The organism is Pseudomonas baltica, assembly GCF_031880315.1.
Classification (GTDB): Bacteria; Pseudomonadota; Gammaproteobacteria; order Pseudomonadales; family Pseudomonadaceae; genus Aquipseudomonas.
On record NZ_CP134771.1, the window covers coordinates 6177536 to 6197144 of the forward strand.

The window sequence follows — 19609 nt, forward strand, 5'->3', positions numbered from 1 at the left end:
CAGACCATTTGGCGCGATGCGCCTATACCGTCTTGCGGGCTCATTTTGGCCTGCCAAGAGCTGTTTTGGCGAAATTCCATTCTCAATCTGGATTTCACCCTCTATGACTCAAGCTACTCTCAACACTGCTGGAACCACCCAGTGGGGCCGCTCGCTCGATGGCCACTCCCTTTTTACCGTCAACCCCGATATCCCCGCCGTCGACGCCCTCGAACACGCTTCCATCCTGCAAGACTGCGCAAACAAATTGATGCTAGGCCTGCCAACCCTGTAGCGATGGGCAGGCCCCCTCGCTACAGGGTGATCAAGTGGTCGCCATTAACAGCTTCTAAACAAAAGTTTATCCCTCGACGAATCCGGCGCTAAACGCCGGCCCCTAATCTGCACCTCATTCGCAACCGTTCGCGTTGGCTGGGGTGCTGTGTGTCGATGTCTCGTGGATTGATCAACGTTCCTGCCATAGCCCTGCTGGCGACCCTGGCTGGCTGTTCCCTGGTGCCCAGCTACCACACGCCCGAGCTGCTGGTGGCCGATCATTGGGACGGTCAGTCCGTGGTCGCGCCGGCCGCTGGGGGGCAGTGGTGGAAAGGCTTCGCCAGCCCCGAACTCGATCAACTGATCGACCAGGGCCTGAACCACAATTACGACCTCAAGGCCGCCATCAGCCGCATCGACGAAGCCCAGGGCTCTGCCCAAGTGGCGGGTGCGGCGCAGTTCCCTCAGGTAAGCCTCGGTGGCCTCAAGCAACGCCAGAACAACTACGGCGTCACACCCAAGGCCAGCGTGTTCGGCGAAGCCACTTACGAGTTGGATTTTTGGGGCAAGAACCGCGCCCAGGCCAATTCCGCTGACGCTCTGGCCAAGGCCACGGTGTTCGACGCCCAGACCCTGCGCATGACCCTGAGCGCCGACATCGCCAACGCCTACTTCACGGTACTGTCGCTGGACGAACGCCTGAACCTCGCGCGCTCGATCGCCAACGACGCCCAGCAAGTGCTCGATCTGGTGCAGTACCAGGCCAGTCAGGGCGCGGTGTCCAACCTTGAGGTCGAGCAACAGCGCAACGCCCTGCAAACCTTCCAGGCGGCCGTGCCGACCTTGCAGCAACAGCGCGATCAGGCCCTGTATCAACTGGCCGTGCTGACCGGCGTGCCCCCTCAGGGCTTCAGCATCCATGGCCCGGCGCTGCACACCTTGCAAACGCCGCAGCCGTCGGCCGGCTTGCCTATCAGCCTGCTGCGTCAGCGCCCGGACGTGCAGGCGGCCGAGGCGCGGGTCAAGTCCGCCAACTTCGATGTCGGCGTCGCCCGTGCGGCCTTTTTGCCGAGCTTGTCCATTGACCTGTTGGCTGGCGTCGACACCCTGGCCGGTGGCGGGATCTGGAGTGCCATCGGCACCCTGGCCCAGCCGGTATTCACGGGCGGCCAACTCAAGGGGCAGCTCACGTTCGATGAGGCCCATGTGCAGGAGCTGATCGCCAGCTACCGGCAATCGATGCTGGTGGCGTTGCAAGACGTCGAAACCCAGCTCAGCGCCACCCGCGAGCTGGACAAGAACTACAGCCTGAGCCAGGCCGCCGTCACCTCGGCCCGTGAAGCCGCGCGCCTGGCGCAAGTGCGCTACCGCCTCGGCTCCACGGACTTCCAGACCCTGCTGATCGTCGAACGCACCCAGTACCAGGCCGAAGACTCGTTGCTGCAAGTGCGCCTGGCTCATTTGCAGGCGGCTGTCGGCCTGTTCCGCGCCTTGGGTGGCGATTTCTCGCCGCAGGCCATTGCTGCGTCCACTTCTTCCCAGGCTATCGACCGATGAATGCCCCGATGAATGTCCAAGACCCTGTTGTAAAACCTCGGCTGCGCCTGCGTTCGATGGTCATCCTCGTGGCGCTCGCCGCCTTGGTCGCGGTGGTTTATTTCTATTGGCCAGCGTCAAAACCGGTCAGCGGCCACACTGGCGGCGGCCCGGTGCCGGTGCGGGTGGCCAAGGTCACTCAGCAGGACTTGCCGATCTGGCTCGACGCTATCGGCAACGTCCAGGCCCTCAACACCGTCAACGTACGGGTACGTGTGGATGGCGAGCTGCAGAAAGTGCTGTTCCAGGAGGGGCAGACGGTCAAGGCCGGCAGTTTGCTGGGGCAGATCGATCCGCGCGTCTATCAGGCCCAGGTCGATCAGGCCAAAGCGCTGGTGGCCAAGGACCAGGCGCAGTTGGCCAGCCTCAAGGTCAACCTCGATCGGGCCGTCAACCTGGCCAATGCCAAGGCCGGCCCGACCCAGGATGTCGACACCTATCGCGCCGAGGTCGCTGCTCAGGTGGCGGCGGTGCAGGCGGACCAGGCCGCGCTGGACAACGCTCGTCTGCAACTGGAATTCACCCAGGTGCGCGCACCGATCGACGGCCGCACCGGCCAGCGCCTGCTGGATGTCGGCGCCATTGCCCACGGCGCCGAGGCCACGGGCCTGGTGACCATCACTCAGATGAACCCGATCACCGTGGCCTTTGCCGTGTCTCAGGACCAGTTGCCGGAAATCCTTGAGGAATACGCCAAGGGCCAGCCCCTGCAAGTAGTGGCGCTGCGCCGTGACGGCAGCAAGACCTTGGCCCGCGGCGCATTGAGTTTTATCGACAGTCAGGTGGCCGCCAGCAGCGGACAGATCCAGCTCAAGGCGCAGTTCGACAACAGCCAGAGCCAGCTGTGGCCGGGTGAACTGGTGAGCGCGCGGTTGCTGGTCAACACCCAGCGCGGCGTGACTGTGGTGCCCGCCAACGCCGTGCAGTTGGGCCGCGACGGCAACTTCGTCTATGTGCTCGGTGCCGATGACAAGGTCCAGGTGCGCCCGGTCAAGGCTCAGCAAGTGGTCGATGGCATGCAGTGGATCACCCGCGGCGTGCAGCCCGGTGAAACCGTGGTCATCCAAGGCCAGTCGCGGATCGCCAGCGGCGTCAAAGTCACGGTGCTGCCGCCTGCGGTCGAGCCGGCGGTGCAGCCATGAACGCGCTGGTCAGCCTGATTCAGCGGCGCGTCGGCCTGTGCATGCTGGCGGCGGGTGTGTTGCTGTTGGGGATTTTCTCCTACCTGCAACTGCCGGTAGCAGCCTTGCCGACCGTGGATTTCCCGACCATTCAGGTCACCGCGACGCTGTCCGGTGCCAGCGCCGAGACCATGGCCTCATCGGTGGCCACGCCTCTGGAGCGCGCCTTCGCCGCCGTGCCGCAGGTCACCTCGATGACCTCGTCGAGCGCCGCCGGCAAGACCCAGATCGCCCTGCAGTTCGACCTCAATCGCAACATCGACGGCGCGGCCGGTGATGTCCAGGCGGCGCTGTCGGCAGCCAAGTCGCAGCTGCCGAAAACCATGACCACCGACCCGACCTTCCACAAGATCAACCCGGCCGAAGCCACCGTGCTGTCGCTCGCGGTCACGTCACCGACGCGCACGCTGCCCGAGCTCAACCTGTATGCCGACAACTACCTGGCGCAGCGCCTGTCGCAACTGCCCGGCGTCGGCCAGGTGGATTTCCACGGCCAGCAGGTGCCGGCCATCCGCATCCAGATCGACCCCGATGCCATGGCCGCTCGTGGCCTGACGCTCGAGGACGTGCGCAGCATCGTCGGCATCAGCACCCTCGACCAGCCCAAGGGCAACCTCGACGGGCCGACGCGTACCGTCACCCTGGGCACCTCCGACCAGTTGCTCGAACCCCAGGGCTATCGCGATCAGGTGGTCGCCTATCGCAATGGCGTGCCGATCAAGGTCAGCGATATCGGCCGGGTGGTGGCGGGCGCCGAGGACACCGAGCAATACGCGCGCATCAATGGCGAGCCGACGGTGATCGTCGACATCCACAAGCAGCCGGGCTTCAACGTGCTCTCGACCATCAACGGCATCAAGGCCAACCTGCCGGTGCTCACCGCCTCCCTGCCGCGAGACGTGCAGATCGTGGTGGCTGGCGACCGGACCCAGACCATCGACGCGTCGATCAAGGACGTGCAGTTCACCCTGATGATCTCGGTGTTGCTGGTGGTCGTGGTCATCTACCTGTTCCTGCGCAAGGCCACCGCCACGCTGATCCCGGCGATGACCATACCGCTGTCGCTGATCGGCACCTTTGGGGTCATGTATCTGCTCGGCTACAGCCTCGACAACCTGTCGATCATGGGCCTGGCGATTGCCGTCGGCTTTGTGGTCGACGACGCCATCGTGGTCATGGAAAACATCGTCCGCCACCTGGAGATGGGCAAGTCGCGCCTGCAGGCCGCCGGCGATGGCTTGCGCGAGGTGGGCTTTACCATCGTCTCGATGACCGTCTCGCTGATCGCGGTGTTCTTGCCGATCCTGTTGATGTCGGGGATGGTCGGACGCTTGATGCGCGAGTTCGCGGTGACGGTCAGCGTGGCGATCCTGGTGTCGTGCGTGGTGTCCTTGACCATGACGCCGATGCTCTGCGCCTGGCTGCTCAAACCCCATGCCGAGGATAAGCCGGCGAATCGCTTCGAGCGTGCCTGCGAAAACGTGCTGAATCATATCAATGAAGGCTACCGGCGCAGCCTTGACTGGGTGCTGGGCCACCAGCGCCTGACCCTGGCCTTTGCCATCGCCACGGTGCTGGCCACCGGCGCGCTGTATGTGATCATCCCCAAGGGCTTTTTCCCGCAGCAAGACACTGGCCTGATGACCGGTATCGCTGAAGGCGGCGCCGACACCTCGCCCGCGCAGATGCTGGATCTGGTATCGCAGGTCGCCGCCGTGGTGCAGGCCGACCCGGCGGTAGCCAAGGTGTACTTCTGGATCGGGCCCAACCCGACCGTCAGCCAGGCGCGACTGGTGGTCAACCTCAAGCCGTTCGAGGCACGTACGGTCAGTGCCCAGCAAGTCATCCGGCGCCTGCAACCGGCACTCAATGCGGTGCCGGGCATCAAGCTGTACCTGCAACCCCAGCAGGACATTCAGGTGGGCGGGCGGGTCAGCAAGACCCAATACCAATACACCCTGCAGGACCCGGACAGCGCCGAGCTGGAGCGTTGGAGCACGGTGTTGATGGACAAGCTCAAAACCTTGCCGCAATTGACCGGCGTAACCTCGGACCAACAGCAGGGCACTAACCAGGCGACCCTGACCATCGACCGCGCCACGGCGGCGCGGCTGGGGGTGAGTATCCAGGCCATCGACGATGTGCTCTATGACGCGTTTGGCCAGCGCCAGGTGGCGACGATGTTCACCGCGCTGGACCAGAACCACGTGATCCTCGAGCTGGACCCGAGCTGGCAGACCTCGACCCAGACGCTCTCGCACCTCTATGTACGGTCCACCAGTGGCGCGATGGTGCCGCTCGACCTGGTAACTCACCTGAGCCACGAACAGGTGCCGATCATCATCAACCACCAAGGCGTGTTCCCGGCGATCACCTTATCGTTCGACCTGGCACCGGGCATGGCCCTGAGCGATGCGGTCCACGCCATCGATCAGGCCGCCTTGCAGGTGGGGCTGCCGGATGCCGTGCAGGGCAGCTTCCAAGGCACCGCGCAAGCGTTCCAGGCTTCGCTCAAGTCCCAGCCGTGGCTGATTCTGGCGGCGATCATCACCGTGTATATCGTGCTCGGCGTGCTGTACGAGAATGCCATTCATCCGCTGACCATCATCTCGACCCTGCCGTCGGCCGGGTTCGGCGCGTTGCTGGCCTTGCTGTTGGCGGGGCTCGACCTGTCGGTGCTGGGCATGATCGGCATCATTCTGCTGATCGGTATCGTCAAGAAGAACGCGATCATGATCGTCGACTTCACGCTTGAGTGTCAGCAGCGCGGCATGGCGCCGGTGGACGCGGTGCGCGAGGCCTGCCTGCTGCGCCTGCGGCCGATCCTGATGACCTCGATGGCTGCCTTGTTGGGCGCTATCCCGCTGGCTTTCGGGCACGGTGCCGGCGCCGAGCTGCGTCAGCCACTGGGCATCACAATTGTTGGCGGACTGCTGGTATCGCAAGTGCTTACCCTGTATACCACCCCCGTGGTCTATCTTTGGTTCGAGCGTCGCCGCACCAGAGGGTTGGTTATCAGGGGGAACGTACCGGTTTGAGGTCGGTGCGTCGTTTTGGAGCGTTATGGAATTCAAACAAAGCCTGGCGAGGCGAATCGTTGTGGTCTTCGCCTTGATGAGCGCCTTTGTCGCGGGCGTGTTCGCCGTCGGTATCGTGGCCACCGTGCATGTAGTGGAGCGCAAGCTGACCACCATCAGCCTGAGCGGCAACCTGCATCGCCTGTTGATGATGGACAACGCCGATGATTGGCGTTTCCAGCCGGACAAGGACGAACTCTTCTTCGCCACCGAAGGCCAAGGCGACCTGGCCATGGCCGATGACCTCAAGCCGCTGCCAGAAGGCTTTCAGGAAATCAGCCGCGACGACAAGACCTACTACGCCATGGTCCAGACCGTGGGCGATCGCAAGTACGTGCTGCTGCGGGACCAGGAAGACCTCAAGCAGCGCGAGCGTTTGCTGTTCACCGTGGTCACCTCCGGCTTCGTGCTGAGTATCATCCTCGCCGTGCTGCTGGGCTGGATGCTTGCCCGGCGAGTGATGGCCCCGGTCATCCGCTTGTCGCGCCAGGTGCGCCACCGTGATCAATTGCTGGAGATGGCGCCGCCGTTGTCCCCGGATTACGCCGCCGACGAAGTGGGCGAGGTTGCCCTGGCCTTCGATGAGGCCTTGAGCAAGCTGCGCGCGGCGCTGGGGCGCGAGCAGATGTTCACCAGCGATGTCAGCCACGAGCTGCGCACGCCGTTGATGATCCTCGCCAGCTCCTGCGATGTACTGCTCGAAACCTCGGTGCTGGACCCGCGCGCGCGCCAGCAGGTGACGCGGATCTCCCGCGCTACCGAGGCGATGACGCAGTTGGTGGCGACCTTTTTGCTGCTGGCACGGGACAAGGACAACGTCACCGCCCAGGGCAATCTGGTGACCCTGCGGGCGACCGCCGACGAGTTGACGGAGATCTGGGGCAAGCAGATCGAGGCCAAGGGGCTTGAATTCATCTACCGTCCCGACGACGCGATGACCGGCCTCTACAATCAGACATTCCTGCATTCGGTCATGGGTAACCTGCTACGCAATGCCTGGCACTACTCGGATCACGGTTTTGTCAGCCTGACCCTGACGCCGACCGGCTTCACGGTCGAGGACAGCGGTATCGGTATTGCCCCGGATCAACAGGACGCGATGTTCGAGCCGTTCATACGCGGGCCGGAAAAACGCGGCGAAGGGCTGGGCCTGGGCCTGTCCCTGGTGCAGCGAATCTGCACCAGCCAAGGCTGGGAAGTCAGCCTGAGCACCCGCGAACCCAATGGCTGCCGGTTCACCGTGCAGCTGCTAAAAGTTTAGGAGACGCGCGATGCGTATTCTCGTGGTGGAAGATCACCAGGACATTCACGACAACCTGATCGAATTCTTCACGCTCAAAGGCCATGAGGTAGAAGGGGCCCTTACCGGGCTGACCGGGTTGAACCTGGCGGCCTCCAAGCCGTTCGATGCGATCGTCCTGGATATCATGCTGCCCGGCATCGACGGCAACCAGATCTGCCATACGCTGCGTCATCACTCCAAGTCCAACGTGGCGATCGTGATGCTCAGTGCTCGGGACGAGTTGGCCGACCGCTTGATGGGCTTCGATGTCGGCGCCGACGATTACGTCACCAAGCCCTTTGCGATGAGCGAGGTGCTGGCGCGGATCGAAGCGGTGGTGGCGCGGCGCAGCCGCAAGGGTAATCGCATGCTCAAGGTCGGTGCCCTGCATTTCGACCTCGATACCCTGGAGGTGACCCGCGGCGGGCTGCTGCTCAAGTTCAACCCGACCAATTTGAAGATCCTCGAACTGCTGATGCGCAAGAGCCCCGGTATCGTGCAGCGCAAAGAGCTGGAAGAGGCGGTGTGGGGCCGCGATGTGCCGAGCAGCGATAGCTTGCGCAGCAACATTCATTTGTTGCGCCGCACCCTGGACAGGGACTTCGAACAGCCCATGCTGCACACCGTGCATGGCTTGGGTTACAAGCTGGCGCAAGACGCCTAGGCGAGGATCAGCCGGCACCAAAACAGTCGGCCCCCGCACCTGGAGAGGGGCGGGGGCCGCGGGCAGTGCTATCGGTTCATGACCTGTCAGTGCATGAACAGCGCGATCAGGATGATGATAGGGATTGGCACGCCGAGAAAGAACAACAGTAATGAACGCATGATGGATCTCCTTTCGGGTTGGATTCAGAGCGCGCTGGCGCGGTGATGTTCGGTTTCGACATAGACCACTGCGTCGCGGCGACGACCACCGTAGATGGCCGCGAAGCTGGCGAAGAACGCGCCGCACAGCAGCGCTACGAACATCCACAGCGAAGCGGTAGCGGCCACCTTGGCAGCCTGATCGGCGGCTTTCTGCGCGGCGACCTTGGCATCTTCTACGCTCTGGCGAGCCTGGCCATACACCTGATCGACCCGTTGTTCAGCCTGAGCCTGGGTCAGGCTGGTGCGCTGGGTGACCATCTGCGCTAGATAGGCACGATCGTCAGCAGCCAGTTGACCACCGTTGGAGATCGTACGCGCGATGATCCGGCCTACCACACCGTGCGCGGCATCGTCGCTGACGGCTACGGGGCGGGTGTCGCGGAACAGGGCATCGATGAAGTAGCCATAGGGATCGCTGCTATTGGCTGCGGCCGCGCCAGCAACGCTTGCGCCGCCAGCCACCACTGCCGCACCTGCTTTGGCGCCGCCGCTGACCACGGCGCTGGCCGAGCCTACCACCAGGGCTACGGTCACCAGCGTGGCAACTGCCCAGGACAGAAAGCCGTGGGCGGTATCGCGGAAATACACCTCATCACCGTGAGTGTTGACCCAGCGTGAACGCAAGCGGCCCGCCAGATAACCACCCATGCCAGCGGCGATGATCTGCGTCAGAGCCAGCCAGACGATCGAGGAAACGCCCAAGGTGGTCGCGCTGGCGCCATGATCGGCCCAGGGCGACATGGCGGAGAAGCCAAGGCCGGTACCGAGCAGGATCAAGATCAGCGACAGGGCCGCAGCTCCGGCCGCACCGGCGAAGATGGCCGCCCAGGAGATACCTGATCGGTGGGTGTGGCTGCGGTCCAGTGCAGCGTCTCGTGCAAGCCCTGCGGGCTGGGTCAGGGCAGATGTTTCGGCGTAGGTAACCATTTTTGTGCTACTCCATGTCGCGGGCAGTGAAGATCCAGAAGGGATCCATACCACTGCAGGAGCAGGCGGCGTGCCAATTTTAGCAATTAATAAAACCCTTTGAATTCATAGGCTTGCATAAATATGTAAATCCATTTTCATGCAGTTTGCATGATTGGCCTGCCAATTCCGGGCGAACTGCACAGCGAAGAGGCCAGCCAGGTGACTCGAGCTCCTAGGGCGCCAGCCCTTTGAGGATGCGTTGCGCCTCGGCCGTCGTCAGCGGGTAATCAAAGAAACGCCGGTAGAAATCCATGGTTTTGGCGACCATATCAACCTCCTTGAAGCGCTCCGGGTGCAGTTGCTGAGCCGCCCACTCCAGCTGCAATGCCACCTCGGTGCCGTAGCGATCCCAAGGGAACACCCCGGCCGGATTACGCACCACATGCCCCTGTTGCACGGCGGGCAGTTGCTGCAACAGCGATGATGGGCTGATATCCCCGGCGTTGGCGGCGAGGACGATCACATCCGGCTGCCAGACCAGCAACTGCTCGGCCGAGACCGGCTGCAGGTTGCCCTTGAGGCCCACGGCGGCGTTACGCCCGCCCGCCAGTTGGATCCACTGATCGATCAAGGTATCGCTGCCATCGACCTTCAACGGATCGAGCGAAGCGATGTGCAGCACCCTTGGGCGTTGGGCCTGAGGCACATCGGCTACGCGGGCTTTGACCGTCGCCAGTTGCTCGTCCAGATAGCGGTTATAGGCCTTGGCCCGTTCCAGCGGCTGTGCGCCGCCCAGTGCCTGCGCGGTGGCCAGCATGGAGCGCTGCAACCCCGCCAGGTCGGTGTAGCCCATGCGCATCACCGGCACCCCAGCTTGCTCATAAGCCATTGCCTGGCGATCGCCGGTGCTGGTGAACACCAAATCGACGCGGTCACTGAGCAGGGTTTCGACATTGAAGGCCGTGCCATTGATGGCGGTGGCCTGGCCGAGGCTGGGCAGCACCTTGAACATCCAAGGCTGGCCTTGAGGGTGATTGACTGTGGCGACGATCCGCTGGCCGGCGCCGAGGGTCATCAGCAGCACGTGGTGCGCGTACCAGCCATCGGCGATGCGGTGCACCTGGGCAGGTACCGTGACCTCGCGGCCGCTGTCGTCGCGTATCTGTCGCGCCACGCCGTCCTCGGCCGCAGCGGGCTGTGGCCGCGAAGCGAGCGCTGCAATCTGCGAAGAATCGGGAGCAACCGCAGGCGCTGCGGCGTCAGCCATGACCCCTTCGCGGGCATAGCCCGCTCCCATATGGGCGAGCAACAGGGCCGCCAGCAACCGGCGGCATCGAGTCGAGGTGAGCCAGGCCATCTACAGATCCACCTGCACAGACGCCTGCAGCATCCGCGGCGCACCCAGGCTGGCGCTGGTCTGCCCGGCGCCGGTGTAGCCGTTCAGCCCGCCGGGGACGATGTTGGTCCAGTAATGGCTGTTGCCGACGTTGGTCATTTCCAGGCGATACACCGTGTCGCGCTTGAGTACGCGCGTGCTGTAGCTGGCGCCCAGGTCGAAGGTCTCGTAGCTGCTTACCCAGTGGTCGTTGCTGTCATCGATCGGTCGCGCGCTCATGTAGCGGGCATTGAGGTTGACTGCCAGGCCCGGCACTTGCTCGATCTGGTAGGTGGTCAGCAGGCTGGCGGTGGTGCGCGCCAGGCCGACGATCCGCGTGTCATCGGTGCTGGGGGTGGCGGTGTCGAGCAGTTTCGGGTCGAGCCAGGTGATGCCGCCGAAGACCCGCAGGTTGCGGGTCAAGCTGCCGTCGGCCATGAACTCCAGGCCGCGGTTGCGTTGCTGGCCGGCCACGGCATAGACGTTGTTTTGCGCATAAGCGAACGGGCGTTTCATCTGGAACGCCGCCAACGACAGGTTGACGCCATCGACCACCCATTTGCCGCCGACTTCCACCATGCGGCTGCGGTAGGGCGAAAGGATCTGCCCGGCATTGAGACTGCCCGCCGGGATGCTGTCGCCCTGTTGCAGGCTGTCGGCGTAAGTCACGTACAGGGTCAAGTCGTCGATCGGCTTGTACATCAAGCTCTCGGCGCTGCTGATGCCGGTGGCCTGGTTGGCGAAATGCCCACCTGTGGTCGTGTAATTGTCAGTGGTCAGGCGATTCTGGCTGCCACTGAGCATCAGGCTCCACTGCGGGTTGAAAGTCAGGGTGTCAGCGACTATCAGCGAGCGTTGGCTGGCGTTGGCCGAGTGGTAGCGGTCGGTGAAGTCCGGGTAGTCCGGTTCGGCGAAGTTGGCTGGATCGCTGAGCGAGGCGGTGCCCAGTTTTTGCGTGGCACCGGCCACCGGGTTGTAGTTGTCCCAGTCAAAACCGCTGAGCCCGAACGTCAGCTGGTGTTGGATGGCGCCGGTGTACACCGTGCCATTGAGGTTGGCCAGGTAGCTGTTGATGGTGAAGCGGCTCGCTGTGGCGCTGGAGACGGTGCTGGCATAGCGGCCGGCGTTGTCGGTGAAGGTGTTGGTGACGGCCGTGGATTCGCGATCGGCGATTTGCCGCAGCGCGCCGATGTCCAGCTTCCAGTTGTCATCGAGGTTGTGCTTGAAATGCACGCTGGCGGTGTCGGTGGTGTTGTTGTCGCCGGCGTAGTTCTGCCCCAGGTTGCTGCGGGTCGCGTCAAGGGCGTGGGGCAGGGTGACGCCATTGCCGCTGGTGGCGAATTTGCCTGGGAAGCCTTTGTCCAGATAGTTGTAGTGGCTCAGGTTGGTCTCGATGACGCTGTCGTCACTGAGCTGAAAATCGGTGGCCAGGCTCACCAACTGGCGGCGCAAGGTGCTGCCGGGCGCGTAACTGTGGCCTTGCTCGTCGACCAGGTTGAGACGGTACTTGATCTTGCCTTCCGGATCGAAGGGGCCGCTGAGGTCGACCGCCTTGAGCCAGCTCATGCCGGTACCCAGGCCAACCGTGACGCGGTTGCGGGTGAAGTCCGTAGGGCGCTTGGACAGCAGGTTGAAGGTGCCTGCGGGGTTGGCCGGGCCATACAGCGAACCCGATAAGCCGCTGAGCACCTCGACGCCGCCCAGTTGCTCGGCGGGGTAGTCGGTGGTGGACACCACATTGAGCCCGTCCAGGCGGCTGTTCTGCACGACGCTGCCCTGAAAGCCGCGGGTTTGCGGGCGCGCGCCATCGGCCTGGACCGACGGCAGGTAGCGGATCATGTCCTTGAAGCTCTTGAGCTGCTGGTCTTCGGTCAGCTCGCGGGGCACCACGCTGACGGAGTAGGGGGTGTCCTGCAACCTGCGTTCGCCCATCGGCCCGACTGTGGCGGATTTATCCCGCGCTTGCTGCTGGGCGCTGTCCACGGCGCTGACGTCGATCGGCGCCAGTTGCACCTCGTCGGCGTGGGCCAGGTGAACCGCAGCGCTGAGCAGCAGCGGGGTGAAAGTCAGGCAACGGCGACGGTGCTGCATGGTCTGGAGTTCTCACAGGGGGACAAAAAAGCGTTGGCCTTCGGTGTCGATCTGCCGCACCGAGACGTGATAGAGGCGTTGCATCAGCGCGCTGTCGATCACCGCGGCAGGCGCGCCGTCGCCGATCAGCAGGCCGTCATGCAGGACCAGCACGCGGTTGCTGGCGGCCAGCGCCTGCTCCGGGCGGTGACTGCTCGACAGCACGCACAGGCCTTGCTCGGCCAGGCGCTGGAGCAGGGCCAGCAGGCGTAATTGATGGCCGAAATCCAGGCCGGTGATGGGCTCGTCGAGGACGATGATGCGCGCTTGCTGCACCAGCGCCCGAGCGATCAGCACCAGTTGCCGCTCGCCGCCGGACAGCTCGGTGTACACCCGCGTGCGCAAGGCTTCGATGCCCAGTTGCGCCAAGGCGTGGCTGACCGCCTGGAGATCGGCGCTGGCCGGCGCGCGACCCAGGCCGGTGACCGGCAAGCGGCCTTGGGCGATGATGTGCTCGACCGTATAGGGGAAGCTCGGCACATGGCTTTGCGGTACGTAGGCCATTTGTTGGGCGATGGCGCGGCGGCTGAGAGCGCTGAGGGGTTGGCTGCCCAGATACACCTCACCGCTGGCGGGGCGAATCAGCCCCAGCAACAGGCGCAGCAAGGTGCTTTTGCCGGCCCCATTGGCGCCGAGCAGGGCGATGTTGTCGCCGGGGTTGAGGGTCAGCGAAATGTCCTGGAGGATCACCCGCCGACCCAGCCGATAACTGAGCCCTTCGCAACGCAACAACGTCATAGCCAGCCCTTGCGCACGCGCTGCAGCACCAGCACGAAGGCCACGGCGCCGAACAGTTCGGTGATGATCCCCAGCGGAATCTCGCCGGGGGTCAGGCTGCGCGCGGCGCCGTCAGCGGCCAGCAGAAACACCCCGCCCAGGCAGGCGCTGACCGGCAGGAGCCGGGCGTTGCTCGGGCCTGCCAGCAGGCGCGCCAGGTGCGGCACCAGCAGGCCGACCCAACCGACCATGCCCGCCAGGCTCACGGTGAGCGCGCAGATCAAAGTGGCCAGCACAATCACCCCGTAGCGGATGGTGCGTACCGGTACGCCGAGGCTGTGGGCCTCGTCGTCACTGAGCGACAGCGCGTCGATGGCGCGGCCCCCCAGGCACAGCACGGCGATGCCCAGCGTCAGCAGCGGCGCGATCACCCATAGCGCCTGGTGGTCGACTGCGCTGAGGCTGCCGAGCAACCAGTAGACGATGCTCGGCAGTTGATCGACCGGGTCGGCCAGGTACTGCGTGATCGACAGCAACGCGGTGAACAGCGCGTTGGCGACGATGCCACCGAGCACCAGCAACAGGATCGAGGGGTTGTGAAACAGATTGGCGATGCCTACCCCGACTGCCACGGCGATCAACCCGGTGACGCAAGCCAGCGCTGGGATGGCCAGGCCGTGCAGTTGCAGGATGATCCCCAGCGCCGCGCCGAACGCACAGCCGCTGAGCACGCCCAGCAGGCCCGGTGACACCAGCGGGTTGCGGAACACTGCCTGATAGGCCGCCCCGGATACCGACAACCCGGCACCCACCAGCAGGCCGGCGATCACGCGCGGCAGCCGCGACTCGACGATCAGGCCATGCAGCAGCGCAAAGCGCCCGGCCGGCATGTCGCCCAGGCCGGCAGAGGCTTTGATGAATTGCATGCATTCGCTCAGGGATATCGCATAGCGCCCGCAGAGCAACGCCAGCAGGCTTGCCGCCAGCAGCGCCAGGGCGCTGAGCCACGGCAGGGAGGATCGGGGGAGGCGGGGCATTGAACGCTCAGGGAACTCGGTGTGTAGCGGAATATATAGCGATAGCCTGCGGGGTGCTACCTGAAGGGCTTGGAGCTGAGTTTTCTTTCACGCTAACAGCCCGGTCATTGCTGAATGCACTGGGTGCTTCGCAGGCAGCCTTTGCGCCCTGATCGATTGAAACCATTTGTAAAATCTCCCATTCCGTATCAAATTCGTTACTGCTCGCGAAGCCGCATGGCCTCGTACCTGGATTTTTCGGCAGTCAGGTTCTGGAGAACACAAGATGGCGAATGGACAATCGGCAACGATGGATCACCAGGCTGTGATCGATTTCTGGCTGGCGGCGGGGCGTGAACGCTGGTTCGCCAAGGACCTGCAGTTCGACGATGCGTTTCGCCAGCGTTTTATCGACCTGCACCTGGCGGCGGCGCGTCGCGAGCTCGAAGCCTGGCTGGATGCCCCGGACAGCGCCCTGGCCCTGTTGATCCTGCTGGATCAGTTCCCGCGCAACGCCTTTCGCGACACCGCGCATATGTTCGCCACCGATGCCCTGGCCTGTCATTACGCCCGCCAGGTGGTCGATGCGGGCCTCGATGAACAGGTCGAGCCAGATTTGCGCCAATTCTTCTATCTGCCGCTCGAGCATTCCGAACGCCTTGCCGACCAGAACCTGTCGGTGGCGTTCAACCGCGGCATCAGTGCAGAAACCCTGCACCACGCCGAACTCCACCGCGACGTGATTGCGCGCTTCGGGCGGTTCCCTCATCGCAATCGGCTGCTGGGTCGGGAAAGCTCGTCCGAGGAGTTGGCTTTCCTCGATGCCGGAGGTTTCGCCGGTTGAGGCGCGACGCCAGGTGAACTATAGGGAGTCGGATCGATCAGATGGGCGTTACGCCCGGGGGTACGCCGTTGGCGGTTGCGGGCAAATGAATGAGCCGAGGAGTGGCATGTGGCTATCAAAGGTGTGATTTTCGATTCCGATGGAACTCTGGTCGACAGCGAGAACGTCGCGGCGGGTCTGCTGCACAAGATGTTGATCGAACGCGGCATTGAACTACCCGAGGCCGAAGTGCTGCGGCGTTTTCGCGGCGTGCAGTTCGCGGTGTTCATCGCCGAACTGTGCAAGGAGCACCCGAGCCTGGATGGCGAGCCGTTCATGGTGGCGTTCCGCGAGCGCAGCCTGGACCTGTTTCGCCAGGGCCTGCAGCCCATGCCAGGGGCGAAGGCCTTCGTTGCCAGCCTCGACCTGCCAAAGTCGGTAGCCTCCAATGGCCCGCGTTTGAAAATCGAAACCTGTTTGGGGCAGGCCGGCCTGCTCGAACACTTCGAGCATATCGCCAGTGCTTATGAGGTGCGTTCCTGGAAGCCGGCGCCGGGGTTGATCATCGAGGCGGCCAGATTGCTGGGGCTACAGCCCCATGAATGCCTGCTGGTCGAGGACAGCATCGCCGGGGCCGAAGCGGGCCTGGCTGCCGGGGCGCAGGTGGCGGGCTTTGGCGAGTTCGATTTCTCGACCTTCGACAACGCCGCCAATTTTCACCGCACCCCGACCTATGACGATGTGAGCGCGTTGCTTCAGCGGTTGCGTTAAAAACCTTTGCTCCGTCGTGGCTGGCGAGGTCTGCTCGCGAACAGGCCTTCAATAACCCCGGTCAGTTCACGTCTGACCGCTATTGCGGTTCGTAGTGCTCCAGCAACGGCTGGGTGCTGATGCCATGCAAGAGGATGCTCAGGGCTACCACCGACACCGTCAGGCTGATGCAGGTCCGCGCCACGTCATCGGGCAATCCATGACCCAGCGCGAAGCACAGGTAATAGATCGAACCGATCCCGCGGATCCCGAACCAGCCGAGCAAGGCGCGCTGATGGCCGTTGAGCAAACGTCGGCCCACCAGCAGCCACACGCTCAACGGACGAATCACGCAGAACAGGGCCAGCCCCAGGCCCATGGCGCGCCAGTCCCAGTAACTGGCCAGCAGCGTACCCAGCAAGGTAATCAGCAATACTTCCATGGAGCGTTCCACCAGGCTGCCAAAGGCGAGCATGTCCCCCATCATCACCCCGGCGGCCAGTTGCGGAGCCTCGAGTTCATCGTAATTGCCGGCCACCGCCTGCTCGGGCTTGGCTGAATGGCTATGGCCCAGCACGGGTTGAGTCAGGTGCTCGGACGGCACCTCGCTGCGCGACGAGCGTGCCTCGGCCTGACGCAAGCCGAGCCCGGCGGCGAACACCGACAAAAAGCCGAACGCGCCCACCGCCGACGCCGCCACATAGCTCAGCGCTATCAGCGCCAAGGCCAGGAAGTCATTGGGCGACAAGGTGCTGTCGGCATGCTTGATGCGCAGGTAGATCATCAACTGGCCGATCAACCGCCCCAGCGCATAGCCGATGAACAGTCCGACCGGCACCGCCCACAGCAGATGTTTCAGGGCCCAGTCGCCGACCCAATCGACGTTCAGCGTGCCCTGCTGCAGCAACAACAGGCTGAAGATCACGAACGGGAACGCCGTACCGTCGTTCAGGCCTGCTTCGCCGGACAGGCCAAAGCGCACTCGGTCCAGGTCCTGTGCATTGTTGACCTGCACCATGTTCGCCAGTACCGGATCGGTGGGCGCGAGCATCGCGCCGAGCAGCGCCGCCACGCCCCAGCTCAGGTTCAAGGCGTAATGGGCCACCAGGGTCACGCCCAGAATGGTGGCGATCATCACCGGGCCCGCCAGCATATAGGCGGCGCGCCAGGCCGAACGGCCCAGGGACAGGCGCAGTTTGATGCCGGTGCCGAACAGCGAAAACAACACTGCGACTTCGGTCAGGCGTTCCAGCCAGGGCGCGGCGTCGCGCAGATCCAGATCGAACAGATTCAAGCCCAATGGGCCGATGGCCAGGCCGAACAGCAGGCACACCGCCGAGGTGGTGACCGGCAGCCAGCGCAAATAGGAAGAAGTAAGCGCCAGTATCAGCAACAGGACGCCCATTACCGTCAGGCAAAGGATAAAACTCATGAAACCTCGCGGCCAGGTGGAAGAGCAGGGGGCCCACAGGCCATGCAGATGTGACTTTGCCCGGCCGCAATAGTTGACTCTTTTGCTGTCAATACTCTTTTCAATGCAGAAAATGTCCGAAGCGGATAGAATCGCCGCTAATTTCCAAGCGTCTACCCGGCCAAGGCTTACAACCCCTTGGCTCCCGGCGCTAATCGCGCTTGCGCAGCAGACTTCTAGCGACAACTTACAAAGGCAGACCGGATCTTGGAACAGCTAAAACGCCTCAAGAGCGGAATAGAAGGGCTCGACGCCTTGTTGAAAGGCGGCTTGGTGGCCGGTTCGTCCTATATCATCCAAGGCCGTCCGGGCTCTGGCAAAACCATTCTGGCCAACCAGTTGGGCTTCAATCATGTGCGCAATGGCGGCCGTGTACTGGTCGCCACCTTGCTGTCCGAATCCCATGAGCGATTGTTCCAGTACCTGTCCACCCTGAGCTTCTTCGACGCCTCGAAGATCGGCGGCGACATTCAGTTCGTCAGCGCTTTCGATACGCTGGAAAACGAAGGCCTGGACGAAGTGGTCAAGCTGTTGCGCCGTGAGATCGTTCGCCAGAAAGCCACGGTGATGATCGTCGACGGATTGCTCAACGCGCGCTCCAAGGCCGACTCGCAGATCGACACGAAAAAATTCATTTCCGAGCTGCAAGGGCATGCCGCCTTCGCCGGCTGCACCGTGCTGTTCCTGACCAGTTCGCGGCTGGACGACGGCAGCCCGGAACACACTATGGTCGACGGCGTCATCGAGATGGGGGAAGAGCTGTTCGGCACCCGTTCGGTGCGCCGTATCCAATTGCGCAAGACCCGCGGCAGCGGTGCGCTGTCGGGCCTGCACGAATGCGAGATCACCGATGACGGCATCGTCATCTATCCGCGCCTCGAAGCGCTGTACGGTCATGCGTCGCGCGCCGATCAGGCCGACATGACGCGAGTCACCAGCGGCATGGCCTCGCTCGACGGCTTGATCGGCGGTGGCCTGGCGCGCTCGTCGGTGACCTTGGCTATGGGCCCTTCGGGTATCGGCAAGACCAGCCTGGGGATCAACTTTCTGGCGGCGTCCACGCCTGAAGAGCCCGGCCTGCATTTCGGTTTCTACGAGACGCCGCAGCGCCTGTGCATGAAGGCCCACGCGCTGGGTTTCGACTTCACCGGCATGCTCGATTCAGGCGCCCTGCATGTCGCCTGGCAGCCCACTACCGACGGATTGCTCGACGGTCTGGGCGCCTACCTGCTGCGCCTGGTGGACGAGAAAAACATCAAGCGCGTACTGATCGACAGCCTTGGAGGCATGACGCGCGTTGCCACCAGTCCGGTGCGTCTGACGGAGTTCTTCAGTGTCCTGATGGGCGAGTTGCGCTCTCGTGGTGTGACGGTATTTGCAACTTGGGAAGTACGCGGGTTATTTGGGCCCGAAATAACCTCGCCAGTGCCTGATTTATCCAGTGTGGTCGATAATATCCTGCTGATGCGTTTCGTTGAATTTGAATCTGAACTTAAGCGCTTGCTGACCATTCTTAAAGTCAGAGACAGTATTTACGATTCATCCTTGCTGGAGATGGTCATCAAAGATAAGGGCATAAACCTGAGCAAGGCCGCATTCAAGAATGCCGAGTCCGTGCTCTCAGGTACCGCTACCACGACAACAAGTCGCTGATGTCATCCGGATCGATGTGAAATGACCACCATCCTGATCGTCGATGACGAGTACTTGATTGCCGACATACTTGGGTTTGCGCTCGAGGATGAGGGCTATATGACCGTTACCGCGAGCAACGGCAAAAAAGGACTCGACGTTCTGACGCGAGAGCGGCCGGAGCTGGTCATCACTGATTTCATGATGCCGGTGATGGATGGGCTCGAGTTTGCCAAGGCGATCCGTGCCCGTGAAGAATGCAAGAATCTGCCTATCTTGTTGATGAGCGGCGCGCAGGGTGCCTTGGGTCGCGAACACCCTGAACTTTTCAAGGCGGTGTTCGACAAGCCGTTCCAGATTGCTCAAATCATCGATATGGTCAAGCAGCTGTTTCCGCCCGACAAGCCCTGAAAAAGTCCTTTTTCAGTCGCATTCCTCGTTTATTCTTTTGCGTCTGTGGTGTCAGGGCTGGCCTCTGCGCCGCCGAACGCGCCCCCTTGCTCGCGCCTGTGCACGACTCAAGATCGA

16 protein-coding genes are annotated in these 19609 nt (G+C 63.1%); 10 read left to right on the forward strand and 6 right to left on the reverse strand.

Annotated features, from left to right (window positions below; genetic code table 11):
- Positions 1-103: 103 nt before the first annotated feature.
- The 6 genes from REH34_RS28190 to REH34_RS28215 all read left to right on the forward strand — a co-directional run bounded on the left by REH34_RS28190 (position 104) and on the right by REH34_RS28215 (position 8055).
- A complete protein-coding gene (locus REH34_RS28190) occupies positions 104-274 on the forward strand; it encodes a DUF3077 domain-containing protein (RefSeq protein WP_311970029.1) in 171 nt (56 codons plus the stop codon).
- A 155-nt stretch (positions 275-429) separates the two neighbouring features.
- Positions 430-1812, forward strand: a complete 1383-nt coding sequence (locus tag REH34_RS28195; protein WP_311970030.1) for an efflux transporter outer membrane subunit — start codon at positions 430-432, stop codon at positions 1810-1812.
- Between the two features lie 8 nt (positions 1813-1820).
- Positions 1821-2993, forward strand: a complete 1173-nt coding sequence (locus tag REH34_RS28200) for an efflux RND transporter periplasmic adaptor subunit (RefSeq protein WP_311970031.1) — start codon at positions 1821-1823, stop codon at positions 2991-2993.
- Positions 2990-6070 (forward strand): efflux RND transporter permease subunit, encoded by a 3081-nt coding sequence (locus REH34_RS28205; protein WP_311970032.1) that lies wholly within the window; start codon positions 2990-2992, stop codon positions 6068-6070. Before REH34_RS28200 ends, REH34_RS28205 begins: the two co-directional genes overlap by 4 nt.
- Positions 6071-6095: 25 nt before the next feature.
- Complete coding sequence (locus REH34_RS28210; protein WP_226502369.1) at positions 6096-7370, forward strand: HAMP domain-containing sensor histidine kinase; 1275 nt, start codon at positions 6096-6098, stop codon at positions 7368-7370.
- A gap of 10 nt (positions 7371-7380) precedes the next feature.
- Positions 7381-8055 carry a response regulator transcription factor gene (locus REH34_RS28215; protein ID WP_311970033.1) on the forward strand — a complete coding sequence of 225 codons (675 nt, stop codon included), beginning with the start codon at positions 7381-7383 and terminating at the stop codon, positions 8053-8055.
- 185 nt (positions 8056-8240) lie between these two features.
- Here the strand turns inward: REH34_RS28215 and REH34_RS28220 are convergent, their stop codons facing one another.
- The 5 genes from REH34_RS28220 to REH34_RS28240 form a co-directional block, all read right to left on the reverse strand.
- The gene (locus REH34_RS28220) at positions 8241-9185 is read right to left on the reverse strand and encodes a hypothetical protein (protein WP_311970034.1); all 945 of its coding nucleotides are present in this window, start codon (positions 9183-9185) and stop codon (positions 8241-8243) included.
- A gap of 214 nt (positions 9186-9399) precedes the next feature.
- Entirely contained in the window at positions 9400-10524 is a 1125-nt protein-coding gene (locus tag REH34_RS28225; RefSeq protein ID WP_311970035.1) for an ABC transporter substrate-binding protein, read from the reverse strand.
- Positions 10525-12633, reverse strand: a complete 2109-nt coding sequence (locus REH34_RS28230) for a TonB-dependent receptor (protein WP_311970036.1) — start codon at positions 12631-12633, stop codon at positions 10525-10527.
- A gap of 12 nt (positions 12634-12645) precedes the next feature.
- Positions 12646-13410 carry an ABC transporter ATP-binding protein gene (locus REH34_RS28235; protein ID WP_311970037.1) on the reverse strand — a complete coding sequence of 255 codons (765 nt, stop codon included), beginning with the start codon at positions 13408-13410 and terminating at the stop codon, positions 12646-12648.
- Positions 13407-14426, reverse strand: a complete 1020-nt coding sequence (locus tag REH34_RS28240) for an iron ABC transporter permease (RefSeq protein ID WP_311970038.1) — start codon at positions 14424-14426, stop codon at positions 13407-13409. Before REH34_RS28240 ends, REH34_RS28235 begins: the two co-directional genes overlap by 4 nt.
- Before the next feature lie 265 nt (positions 14427-14691).
- Between REH34_RS28240 and REH34_RS28245 the strand changes: the two genes are divergently transcribed.
- Both REH34_RS28245 and REH34_RS28250 read left to right on the forward strand, forming a co-directional pair.
- The gene (locus REH34_RS28245) at positions 14692-15249 is read left to right on the forward strand and encodes a DUF924 family protein (RefSeq protein WP_226502376.1); all 558 of its coding nucleotides are present in this window, start codon (positions 14692-14694) and stop codon (positions 15247-15249) included.
- Between the two features lie 108 nt (positions 15250-15357).
- Positions 15358-15999, forward strand: a complete 642-nt coding sequence (locus tag REH34_RS28250; RefSeq protein ID WP_226502377.1) for an HAD family phosphatase — start codon at positions 15358-15360, stop codon at positions 15997-15999.
- A 79-nt stretch (positions 16000-16078) separates the two neighbouring features.
- Here the strand turns inward: REH34_RS28250 and REH34_RS28255 are convergent, their stop codons facing one another.
- Positions 16079-17410: a sodium:proton antiporter gene (locus REH34_RS28255; RefSeq protein WP_311970039.1), complete on the reverse strand. Its 1332-nt coding sequence runs from the start codon at positions 17408-17410 to the stop codon at positions 16079-16081.
- A gap of 243 nt (positions 17411-17653) precedes the next feature.
- Between REH34_RS28255 and REH34_RS28260 the strand changes: the two genes are divergently transcribed.
- Together REH34_RS28260 and REH34_RS28265 are read left to right on the forward strand one after the other, a co-directional pair.
- Positions 17654-19102 (forward strand): ATPase domain-containing protein, encoded by a 1449-nt coding sequence (locus REH34_RS28260; RefSeq protein ID WP_311972178.1) that lies wholly within the window; start codon positions 17654-17656, stop codon positions 19100-19102.
- A 21-nt stretch (positions 19103-19123) separates the two neighbouring features.
- The gene (locus tag REH34_RS28265; RefSeq protein WP_311970041.1) at positions 19124-19492 is read left to right on the forward strand and encodes a response regulator; all 369 of its coding nucleotides are present in this window, start codon (positions 19124-19126) and stop codon (positions 19490-19492) included.
- Positions 19493-19609: the final 117 nt, after the last annotated feature.

Bases quoted from the DNA above. Each gene is read 5' to 3' on its own strand.
- REH34_RS28265 (WP_311970041.1), top strand. From the start codon at position 19,124: ATGACCACCATCCTGATCGTCGATGACGAGTACTTGATTGCCGACATA.
- REH34_RS28210 (WP_226502369.1), top strand. From the start codon at position 6,096: ATGGAATTCAAACAAAGCCTGGCGAGGCGAATCGTTGTGGTCTTCGCC.
- REH34_RS28240 (WP_311970038.1), bottom strand. From the start codon at position 14,426: ATGCCCCGCCTCCCCCGATCCTCCCTGCCGTGGCTCAGCGCCCTGGCG.
- REH34_RS28190 (WP_311970029.1), top strand. From the start codon at position 104: ATGACTCAAGCTACTCTCAACACTGCTGGAACCACCCAGTGGGGCCGC.
- REH34_RS28195 (WP_311970030.1), top strand. From the start codon at position 430: ATGTCTCGTGGATTGATCAACGTTCCTGCCATAGCCCTGCTGGCGACC.
- REH34_RS28215 (WP_311970033.1), top strand. From the start codon at position 7,381: ATGCGTATTCTCGTGGTGGAAGATCACCAGGACATTCACGACAACCTG.
- REH34_RS28200 (WP_311970031.1), top strand. From the start codon at position 1,821: ATGAATGTCCAAGACCCTGTTGTAAAACCTCGGCTGCGCCTGCGTTCG.
- REH34_RS28225 (WP_311970035.1), bottom strand. From the start codon at position 10,524: ATGGCCTGGCTCACCTCGACTCGATGCCGCCGGTTGCTGGCGGCCCTG.
- REH34_RS28245 (WP_226502376.1), top strand. From the start codon at position 14,692: ATGGCGAATGGACAATCGGCAACGATGGATCACCAGGCTGTGATCGAT.
- REH34_RS28205 (WP_311970032.1), top strand. From the start codon at position 2,990: ATGAACGCGCTGGTCAGCCTGATTCAGCGGCGCGTCGGCCTGTGCATG.
- REH34_RS28255 (WP_311970039.1), bottom strand. From the start codon at position 17,410: ATGAGTTTTATCCTTTGCCTGACGGTAATGGGCGTCCTGTTGCTGATA.
- REH34_RS28230 (WP_311970036.1), bottom strand. From the start codon at position 12,633: ATGCAGCACCGTCGCCGTTGCCTGACTTTCACCCCGCTGCTGCTCAGC.
- REH34_RS28235 (WP_311970037.1), bottom strand. From the start codon at position 13,410: ATGACGTTGTTGCGTTGCGAAGGGCTCAGTTATCGGCTGGGTCGGCGG.
- REH34_RS28220 (WP_311970034.1), bottom strand. From the start codon at position 9,185: ATGGTTACCTACGCCGAAACATCTGCCCTGACCCAGCCCGCAGGGCTT.